8 protein-coding genes are annotated in these 8,287 nt (G+C 50.8%); 7 read left to right on the top strand and 1 reads right to left on the bottom strand.

Translation table 11 applies throughout. The features are described 5' to 3' along the window. Nucleotides 1-1,368: 1,368 nt before the first annotated feature. Entirely contained in the window at nt 1,369-1,839 is a 471-nt protein-coding gene (locus tag ACTUJZ_RS05315; RefSeq protein WP_463635212.1) for a SixA phosphatase family protein, read from the bottom strand. 301 nt (nt 1,840-2,140) lie between these two features. Here ACTUJZ_RS05315 and ACTUJZ_RS05310 point away from each other — a divergent pair, with 301 nt between their 5' ends. The 7 genes from ACTUJZ_RS05310 (at nt 2,141) to dnaX (ending at nt 8,278) form a co-directional block, all read left to right on the top strand. Continuing rightward, a complete protein-coding gene (locus tag ACTUJZ_RS05310; protein WP_463635211.1) occupies nt 2,141-2,659 on the top strand; it encodes a CC0125/CC1285 family lipoprotein in 519 nt (172 codons plus the stop codon). A gap of 269 nt (nt 2,660-2,928) precedes the next feature. Then, nucleotides 2,929-3,369: an HvfA family oxazolone/thioamide-modified RiPP metallophore gene (locus ACTUJZ_RS05305; RefSeq protein ID WP_463635210.1), complete on the top strand. Its 441-nt coding sequence runs from the start codon at nt 2,929-2,931 to the stop codon at nt 3,367-3,369. Nucleotides 3,370-3,454: 85 nt separating this feature from the next. Continuing rightward, nucleotides 3,455-4,297: an HvfB family MNIO-type RiPP peptide maturase gene (locus tag ACTUJZ_RS05300; protein WP_463635209.1), complete on the top strand. Its 843-nt coding sequence runs from the start codon at nt 3,455-3,457 to the stop codon at nt 4,295-4,297. Then, the gene (locus tag ACTUJZ_RS05295; RefSeq protein ID WP_463635208.1) at nt 4,294-5,049 is read left to right on the top strand and encodes an HvfC family RiPP maturation protein; all 756 of its coding nucleotides are present in this window, start codon (nt 4,294-4,296) and stop codon (nt 5,047-5,049) included. Before ACTUJZ_RS05300 ends, ACTUJZ_RS05295 begins: the two co-directional genes overlap by 4 nt. A gap of 105 nt (nt 5,050-5,154) precedes the next feature. Then, nucleotides 5,155-5,277: a hypothetical protein gene (locus ACTUJZ_RS05290; protein ID WP_463635207.1), complete on the top strand. Its 123-nt coding sequence runs from the start codon at nt 5,155-5,157 to the stop codon at nt 5,275-5,277. Between the two features lie 25 nt (nt 5,278-5,302). After that, nucleotides 5,303-5,830 carry an adenine phosphoribosyltransferase gene (gene apt / locus ACTUJZ_RS05285; RefSeq protein WP_463635206.1) on the top strand — a complete coding sequence of 176 codons (528 nt, stop codon included), beginning with the start codon at nt 5,303-5,305 and terminating at the stop codon, nt 5,828-5,830. 21 nt (nt 5,831-5,851) lie between these two features. Beyond that, the gene (gene dnaX, locus ACTUJZ_RS05280) at nt 5,852-8,278 is read left to right on the top strand and encodes a DNA polymerase III subunit gamma/tau (RefSeq protein WP_463635205.1); all 2,427 of its coding nucleotides are present in this window, start codon (nt 5,852-5,854) and stop codon (nt 8,276-8,278) included. Nucleotides 8,279-8,287 lie beyond the last annotated feature (9 nt).

The raw sequence follows: 8,287 nt of genomic DNA, 5'->3' as shown, positions 1-8,287 counted from the left end.
CACACCGCCAGACTCCTATTACACGAAAAAGCCCACTCATTCGAGTGGGCTTTTTTCGTATAAGCGCAGCAAAGCTGCGCGTACACCCGTGGACATCCAACCCATCGGGTCGTTGAGTCATTGCATTCGGAAACATCCATGTTAGTTAGTGCCAGGGCGTGCGTCCTGTACGCCCGTTCGTTCCTTTTAAGGTGACGTTAAGTCATCTTAAATTTGCGTTGCAAACCGGAGCCTCACCCGTCCCTGGTGCATTGTCCAGTCGCGCCATCCCTGGCGCGCCGCTACGGTCGCTGCGAATATCCATCGGACATTCGGTCAACCTCCGCCCAGTGTGGGCCCAGCCCCATGTGAGAGCTAATGACACCTTTTTGTTACTAAGTATCATCCAGAAATTAGGCCGGTCATTGCGGTGAAAACCGCGATCTCCCACAGTACTTAGGGTGCCTCAAATATGAAGCGTGCATGGCAGCCCATGGCAGTAGCCCAGGGAGATCCCGGCCGGCGCCATGACGACTATTATTTATAGCCGGGTTAACAAAAATCCCCGTCATCGCGGTGAAAACCGCGATCTCCTGCAGTACTTAGAGTGTCTCAAATAACAAGAGGACGGGGTTGGCCATGGCAGTATCCCAAGGAGATTCCGGCTTGGGCCGGAATGACTGTTATTAATAGCCGGGTTAACAAAAATCCCCGTCATCGCGGTGAAAACCGCGATCTCCTGCAGTACTTAGAGTGTCTCAAATAACAAGAGGACGGGGTTGGCCATGGCAGTATCCCAAGGAGGTCCCGGCTTACGCCGGGACGACTGTTATTAATAGCCGGGGTGACAAAAATCCCCGTCATCGCGGTGAAAACCGCGATCTCCCACAGTACTTAGGGTGCCTCAAATATGAAGCGTGCATGGCAGCCCATGGCAGTAGCCCAGGGAGATCCCGGCCGGCGCCAGGACGACTATTATTTATAGCCGGGTTAACAAAAATCCCCGTCATCGCGGTGAAAACCGCGATCTCCTGCAGTACTTAGAGTCTCTCAAATAACAAGAGGACAGGGCTGGCATGGGAGTATCCCAAGGAGACTCCGGCTTGGGCCGGGACGACTGTTATTAATAGCCGGGGTGACAAAAATCCCCGTCATCGCGGTGAAAACCGCGATCTCCTGCAGTACTTAGAGTGTCTCAAATAACAAGAGGACAGGGCTGGCATGGGAATATCCCAAGGAGATTCCGGCTTGGGCCGGAATGACTATATTTTATAGCCTGAATGACAAATAACCCGTCATCGCGGTGAAAACCGCGATCTCCCACAGTACTTAGGGTGCTTCAAAAAACAGTACATGATAGGTCAAACCAGCTAGCGTGTGAATTCTCGACTAGGGGAACGTTATCTCGTGACGAATAAATTGTGGCTCTGAATCAGAAAAAGTAATTTCATACAAGGTACCGTAATCAGATTCGCTAATGGTTACGTTCGGTCCCCCAAGCTGACTTATAAGTTCCGGGGTGGTGTTGCTATGACCAACGATCAAGATATTCTGCTGACTCTTTCGGGCTATTTTAGCCATCGCCTGAAGCTCGTCTGGCGCATACCGAATGACTTCAATGGCGTTTTGCTTTGCTACGGGTTCACCGGTTTGTAACGTACGCTGATAGTTAGTCGAGTAAACTTTTTCTATCTTTTTATCCGATAAATATTCAGCCAGAGCGTGTGCCCGAGCCTTGCCGCGCTCAGTCAGTGCTGGATCCTGGCCGGGGGCTTTTTCATAATGGCGGGTTAGATAAACAGTTGCACTGTGTGCGCTAATGCTTGGCAATAGCATCATGAGTAACAGCAGATATCGCATAACATTTCCTTAAAAATTCATCGATCTTACGTTATCAGTAAAAGGCGATGGCGTGTTCCATATTTGCTACTTTTTTACTATTTTTCTATATATTTGACTACCTGCCTGGTAGCCCAAACTGAATTCAGAGATGCCATAAACACCGGTGGACAGTGACCTGTAGAGCATTCCAAGCGCCACTGGCACAAGCCTTGCTGAGCTAGATTGAACATAGCAATGTATCAACAATTACAAATGTGGTTCGGTCGAGCAGATGGCCCAGACCGGCTGCTATTAGATGCAGATTAACAAGGAGCGACCTGTGAAGAAAACTTTCTTACTGTTCACTGTGCTAATTAGCCTGGCCGGCTGTGCCAGTAAGCCAGCTTATCGGGCAGCAGAAAATGGTGGCTATGGATACACCGATAGCCAGTTAAGTGATACGCAATATCGTGTGCATTTCAAAGCCAGAGGCTCAGACAAACGCAAAGCGATGGACTATGCAATGCTACGTGCCGCAGAGCTAACGCTTAAGCAGGGATATGAGTGGTTTAATGTTACCGAACGTGAAACGTTGGTAGATGAAGAAGAAGTCCAGGTGTCGCCTCAGGTTGGCTTTAGTCGGCGCTATGCTACCGTGACCGACTGTGGTGTGCTCAGTTGCCGCACGTCGCGTTATCCAACATCACAATTTGAGACCGGTATTTTTGTTGGAGGATCTCAGCAAAGTGAGATTGAAAGCATAATCAACTTTGAGATGGGCCGTGGTGCAAAGCCTGCTGGCGGCAATGCCTTTGATGCGCAGCAGGTTGTCGATAATCTCCAACCTGACGAAGCATAACGCTAAAAGCTAGAGCAACGCAAAGGGCTCTCGACCAAAGCTGAAGGCTCTCGAGCAACGCTGAAGGCTCTCAATAAAACCAAAGGCTCTGGATATTGTTTCAGAGCCTTTTTTGTATTTACTCGGCGAAGACCTGAATCATTAGCATTGATACCAGGGTGTTTATTAAAAAATTGTTAAAAAGCTGAAAGAGATACTGCTCTGGCAGGGTCTGTACTAATAGGTGCGAGCTGTCACCGTCTACCTATTGATCCAACGAGGATATTAAAATGAGCGATTGTAAATCCCCTATGCTTAAAAGTGCGTTAGGCGCAGTGGTTATTGGTGCATTGTCAGCAGGCCCGGCACTGGCTGAAACCAATCCGTTTTCGATGCAGCAACTAGAATCCGGCTACTCCCAGTTTGTCGCAGAAGGCTCTTGTGGCGGTAAAAAAAGCGACAAAGAAGGGAAGTGTGGTGAAGGCAAGTGCGGTGGCGACAAAGCTGAAAAAGAAGCCAAATGCATTGATGGCAAATGTGGTGGCGACAAAGCTGAAAAAGAAGGCAAGTGCGGCGAAGGTAAATGCGGCGGTGATAAAGCTGTAAAAGAAGGCAAATGCGGTGAGGGCAAATGCGGCGGGGATAAAGCTGAAAGAGAAGGTAAATGCGGCGAGGGAAAATGCGGTGGTGACAAAGCGCACATGAAAGACAAATGTGGCAAAGGCAAATAAAAGTTGATAAGGGATAAATTTCTGTCATGGATGCCTCATTTTTATCTTTGCATCTTAAATATACCTGGGGTGAAGGGGTAAGCGAGTGAGTCGACTACATGGCGCGGGCCTGGGCTTACGGCGGGAAATGCTGGGTGAAGTATTGCCAGAGCTTCCGCCGGAAGTCGATTTTTGGGAAGTGGCCCCGGAAAACTGGATCCCATTAGGCGGTAAGTATGCAGCACAGCTGGCGCGCTGCACCCAACAAGGGGTTTTTACCAGTCACGGGTTATCGCTGTCGATCGGTAGCTATGACACGCTGGATCGCCAGTTAGTGCACGCCATAAAAGCATTTTTGCAAACACATAATATCTGCCTGTACAGCGAGCATCTCAGTTACTGCTCTGCCGGCGGGCATATGTATGATCTGATGCCTATCCCGTTTACCTCAGAAGCGGTGGACCACGTGTGTACACGAATTGGTCAGGTACAGGATATTTTGCAACAGCCTCTGGTACTGGAAAATGTATCTTATTACCTGGCGCCTGGTGCACAGATGAGTGAACTGGAATTTTTACAGGCTATTTTGGCACGCAGTGGCTGCAATATGCTGCTTGATGTGAACAATCTGTACGTTAACAGTATCAATCATAATTATGACCCATACGCCTTTTTAGCGGCGCTTCCGTCCAGTCAAATTGTGTATGGCCATATTGCCGGCCATTATGATGAAGCCCCCGATCTGAAAGTAGACACCCATGGGGCGGAGGTCATCGAGCCTGTATGGCAGTTGCTTGAAGCAGCCTATCGTCAGCATGGTGTGTTTCCAACTTTGCTTGAACGCGACTTTAATATTCCGCCGATTGCCGTCTTGCTTGAGGAAGTGCGCCGCATCAAACGCATCCAGGCACGGGTGAATGAAACAGCTGACTTCAGGAAATCAGGATGACCACGACTGCACATATTCAGCGCGATTTTGCCCGACGTATTCGCCAGCCAGAACACTCAGAGACCACATCGGCCGATGAAAAGCGCCGTATAGCGATCTATCAGTCATTATTTTTCAATAACATTATGGGGTTTATTCATAGCGGCTTTCCGGTGCTAAACAGTGTGCTGGAGGCCGAAAAGCTTACTGCATTGGGCCGGGCATTTTTTGCGGCACATAATGCGCAGTCACCGTATTTCAGTGATATCGGTAAAGAGTTTGTCACTTTTGTATCACACTATGATGTCGAGCAGGCCAGATTACCAGTCTGGCTGGCTGAACTGGCCCATTATGAGTGGCTTGAGCTGGATATCGGCATCCGGAGTGCTCAGCAGGTAGGCCGCTATTATACACCCGGCGCGGCTTTACCCGGCCAGGTTCAGATGTCCAGTCATGCTGCGCTGGTCAGCTATCAATACCCGGTACATTTAATTGGCCCGGATTTTTGCCCGTTACCTGCAGCCATGGGTGCCTATTACTATGTGGTCTATCGCACGGAATCCTGCGCTGTGCAGTTTTTGCAGGTGAACCCGCACACGGCGTTTTTATTGCAAAACAGTGCCAGCGCCCAAAGTGTTAACGAACTCTTTCATCGGTTGCTGGCGGCGATGCCTGATACTAGGGCTGAAGCATTACGTACAGCCTTTTTTGATACGCTTCGTCACCTACTTACCCTGCAAATACTGATGATTGCTGATGTGCAAAACGGGTGAATGCTAGCCAGTTAGCGGTGGCGCTGGCAGAAAAACTGTCAATTTGCGTGCTATTGGATTACCATTTACCCCCATTTTTTGTGAACAAAAATGTAAGGTACTTCCATGGCTGATGACAAAAACTTCAAAGAACCCTATAGCGGTCGCTGGTTTCTTGCTTCTCTTGCTGTTCTGGTCGCTTTATCTTGCATGCACATCATCATAGGCTGGTTTACTTTCTGGCTTTAACCAGCACAATTTTAAAGGCGTTATTGTGACTGCTGAGTATATAAAATCAGTAATTAAATCTGTGCCTGATTATCCCAAACCAGGCATTATCTTTCGCGATGTAACCAGTGTCTTAGAAGACCATAAAGCGTTCAGCGCGTGCATAGAGTTACTTCTGCAAAAATACAAAGATGTAAAATTCGATAAAGTGGCCGGCACCGAAGCCCGCGGCTTTTTGTTTGGCGCGCCACTGGCCATCGAGATGGGAGTCGGCTTTGTGCCGGTTCGTAAGCCTAATAAGCTGCCCCGGGAAGTGGTCAGTGAAAGCTACGAGTTGGAATATGGCACAGATACTCTGGAGATCCATAAAGATGCGATTGCGCCAGGTGACAATGTGCTATTGATCGATGATTTGCTGGCTACCGGGGGCACCATCGCGGCCTCAGCTAAATTGATCCGCCGCTTAGGTGGCAAGGTCGACCATGCCGGCTTCATCATTGAGTTGCCTGAGTTAGGTGCAGCGCAAAAGCTGGCCGAGCAGGATATTCAAACCTATTCTATCTGCGAATATTAAGCAGCCCACGGAGTATAAGGCATGAGCTATCAGGTATTGGCCCGCAAATGGCGCCCTGGCCGCTTTAACGAGCTGGTTGGGCAGGAGCACGTGGTTACGGCCATTGCCAATGCCCTGGATAATGACCGATTGCATCATGCCTATTTATTTACCGGGACCCGCGGGGTGGGAAAAACCACTATCGCGCGGATTTTTTCCAAAAGTCTGAACTGTGAAGAAGGCCAGGGCTCGCAACCTTGTGGTCAGTGTGCTACCTGTCGCGAGATAGAGCAGGGCAATTATGTCGACTTGTTGGAAATCGATGCTGCGTCGCGGACGAAGGTAGAAGACACTCGTGAGCTGCTGGACAATGTACAGTACAAGCCCACTCGCGGGCGCTTCAAGGTCTACCTGATAGACGAAGTGCACATGCTGTCGAAGCACAGCTTTAATGCGCTGCTCAAAACTTTAGAGGAACCGCCCCCGCACGTTAAGTTTTTGCTGGCGACCACCGATCCGCAAAAATTACCGGTCACCATCTTGTCGCGCTGTTTACAGTTCAATTTAAAAGCATTGTCGCGGGAGCAAATTGGTAACCAGCTGGCACATATTCTAGGTCAGGAAAGTATCGATTTCGAAGCACCGGCATTAGCACTGTTGGCCCGGGCGGCGCAGGGCAGTATGCGTGATGCATTAAGCCTCACCGACCAGGCTATCGCACAGGGCGATAATCAGGTGCGCCAGGCTGTGGTTACCGACATGCTTGGCCTGATGGACCGTAATCAGCTGCTTAAATTGCTGCACGTGATGGTGAATAAATCAGCCCAGGATGTAATGGCTGTGGTAGATGATATTGCCCAACACGCTCCGGACTATGACCAGGTGCTGGCTGAATTGAGTAGCTTACTGCATCAGGTGGCGCTGACTCAGTGGATCCCTGAAGCCTGTAAGCTCGAAACAACCTCGGCCAAGGCTATTTATACCCTGGCCCGGCACCTTAGTCCGGAACAGGTACAGTTGTTTTATCAGGTAGCCTTACAAAGCCGCAAAGATTTGCCCTATGCCATCGACGGGCGCAGTGCACTGGAAATGGCTTTGCTGCGAATGATGTCGTTTGCACCGGCGCCACCAGAGCAAAACCCCGAGCAACTGATCAGCGAGTTATCCAGCACCGGCACGCTGCCATCTGCCACCCCATCTGCTAGCACAGCTCGAGGTACAGAGCCCTCAGCGGATAAAGAGCCCTCAGCGGATAAAGAGCCCTCAGCGGATAAAGAGCCCTCAGCGGATAAAGAGCCCTCAGCGAGCAAAGAGCCCTCAGCGGACGCAGAGCCCTCAGCGGGACATGAGCCTTCAGCGGATGAAGAGATCTCAACGGGACAAGAGCCTTCAGCGGACGAAGAGCCCTCAGCAAAAAGCGAGGCTCCAGCGGAGATTACGGCTGCTGCGCTAAGTGAGCCAGCGCCACAAAGTGCGCCTGTAGCCAATCAGTCTGAGCCGGACACAGCCCCGATGGAGCCGGCACCCACATCTTATGATATGGAAGGCAGCTTTTTTAGCGACGACGATGAAGAAGTGCGCCTGGCTCAACAGATGGCGGATATTGAGCAACAAGCCGCTCAGCAGCGCGGTGGCGCCGATGAAAACCAGGCAGCACCACAACAAACGGCTGCCACCACAGGGGTAACGCCGGATATGGTGGCATTACGCCAGCGGCTTAAGCGGGCCCGCGCGGAGGACAAGCCTGACGGAAAAAAGCCTGATGCGCAAAGCGCTGGCCCGACTCTGTCGCGGCCAGCGGCCCCGGCGTTAGCAGAGTCTGCTCCGGTGCAGGAGCCTATCGCACCAACACCAGCAGAGCCTGCACCGCTGAATGACGATACAGCAGCCGATGTGCCGCCATGGTCAACCGATGCAAAACAACCTGATGCGCATATTGACGCTAAATCGCCAGCTGCCGCGCCGCCATTTACTCCAGATGAGCCAGCGGAAGAGGCGACAGCATCACCAGAACGGCAGAGCAACCAGGGCCCGCTTGCCATGCCTGCTACGCTGCAAGCCTATCTGGATAACGGGGATAAGCTGCTCGATGCCAGTCAGATTGACGAATGGAGCCACCTGATTGCTCAGATGCCAGTAGCGGGCCTGGTAAAACAAATTGTACTGCATTCGGCTTTTAGTCAAAAAGATAATACGGTCATGCTTGAATTAGACCCGTCTCAGGCGCATCTTTTAAATGAGAGCGCAATTGAGCAGGTAAGCGCGGCATTGAAAAGTGTGATGGGCGCACACATACAAGTGACCATTGAGGTAGGGCATCCGGCTTCCACGCCGTTTGCATTACAACAACAGATTAATCAAATGCGCCATCAACATGCCTGTGCGGTGGTGTCGAACGATACGCTGTTTCAGACATTGATAGAAACCTTCAATGCCAGCGTAAAAGAAGACACGATCCAGGCGCGTTGATGGCACGCC

Source organism: Alteromonas sp. WD8-37, assembly GCF_055326825.1.
The sequence above is the reverse complement of the archived record's forward strand: the minus strand, read 5'-3'. Positions and strand labels throughout refer to the sequence as shown.

Bases quoted from the DNA above. Each gene is read 5' to 3' on its own strand.
- dnaX (WP_463635205.1), top strand. From the start codon at position 5,852: ATGAGCTATCAGGTATTGGCCCGCAAATGGCGCCCTGGCCGCTTTAAC.
- ACTUJZ_RS05290 (WP_463635207.1), top strand. From the start codon at position 5,155: ATGGCTGATGACAAAAACTTCAAAGAACCCTATAGCGGTCGCTGGTTT.
- ACTUJZ_RS05305 (WP_463635210.1), top strand. From the start codon at position 2,929: ATGAGCGATTGTAAATCCCCTATGCTTAAAAGTGCGTTAGGCGCAGTG.
- ACTUJZ_RS05315 (WP_463635212.1), bottom strand. From the start codon at position 1,839: ATGCGATATCTGCTGTTACTCATGATGCTATTGCCAAGCATTAGCGCA.
- ACTUJZ_RS05295 (WP_463635208.1), top strand. From the start codon at position 4,294: ATGACCACGACTGCACATATTCAGCGCGATTTTGCCCGACGTATTCGC.